At 42.0% G+C, this 1144-nt stretch carries 1 protein-coding gene; it reads left to right on the plus strand.

Annotated elements, in window-relative coordinates; all coding sequences use genetic code 11:
• On the plus strand, nucleotides 1-1110 hold a 1110-nt coding region (locus ND6B_RS00680), incomplete at its 5' end, for an IS256 family transposase (protein WP_033104363.1).
• Nucleotides 1111-1144: the final 34 nt, after the last annotated feature.

Below are 1144 nucleotides of genomic sequence, written 5' to 3' on the forward strand. Positions count from 1 at the left end.
AAACAACTCACCGAAGCGGCTCTTAAAGCTGAATTAGAGCAGCATTTAGAATCTGAGACCGAAGTTAACCGTAAAAATGGTTCAACCAAAAAAACAGTTAAGTCATCCATAGGTCAATTCGAACTTGAAACGCCCAGAGACCGTTCAGGTTCGTTTGAACCTCAGCTTGTTAAAAAGAACCAAACCAAGTTAACGCCTGAAATTGATGAGAAAATTCTATCTATGTTTGCTTTAGGTATGAGCTACCGAGATATTCGAGGCCACATACAGGATATGTATGGCGTTGAAGTATCAGAGGCCACCATCACTGCCGTAACAGACCAACTGATACCAGAGCTTAAAGCATGGCAAGCGCGCAGCTTAGACACGCTTTACCCGTTTATCTGGCTTGATGCTATTCATTATAAGATTAAAGAAAATGGGCGCTACGTGAGTAAGGCTATTTATACCGTACTAGGTGTCAATATCGAGGGCCGCAAAGAGTTACTTGGTTTATATATCTCTGAAAGTGAAGGGGCTAACTATTGGCTATCAGTATTAACAGATTTACATAATCGTGGTGTATCCGATATTTTAATTGCCTGTGTTGATGGACTAAAAGGCTTCCCTGAAGCAATAGCAACAATCTATCCTGACGCCGAAGTGCAGGAGTGCGTTATTCATCAAATTCGTAATTCGATGAAGTATGTTGCTTCAAAGCACCAAAAAGAGTTTATGGCTGACTTGAAACCCGTTTATAAGGCAGCCACTAAAGATGCAGCAGAAGCCGCTCTCGCCGAATTAGATGCCAAATGGGGCAAGTTATACCCTATCGTTATCGAGTCTTGGCGTCGTAAGTGGGGCAATCTGTCGGTTTACTTCAAGTATCCAGATTACGTGCGTAAAGCTATTTATACCACAAATGCAATTGAAGCTGTACATCGCCAGTTTAGACGACTCACCAAGACTAAGGGAGCATTCCCTAATGAAAACAGCTTGATGAAATTATTGTATGCAGGCATATTGAATGCCTCGAAGAAATGGACAATGCCAATCCATAATTGGAATCTGACATTGTCGCAATTGGCCATCCACTTCGAAGGTAGGTTAGATGGTGTGCTAGATATTTAGCAACTTAGGCTGACACAGAATTCTGAACGCCCTC

This window comes from Pseudoalteromonas sp. ND6B, from assembly GCF_000764215.1.
GTDB classification, from domain to species: domain Bacteria; phylum Pseudomonadota; class Gammaproteobacteria; order Enterobacterales; family Alteromonadaceae; genus Pseudoalteromonas; species Pseudoalteromonas tetraodonis.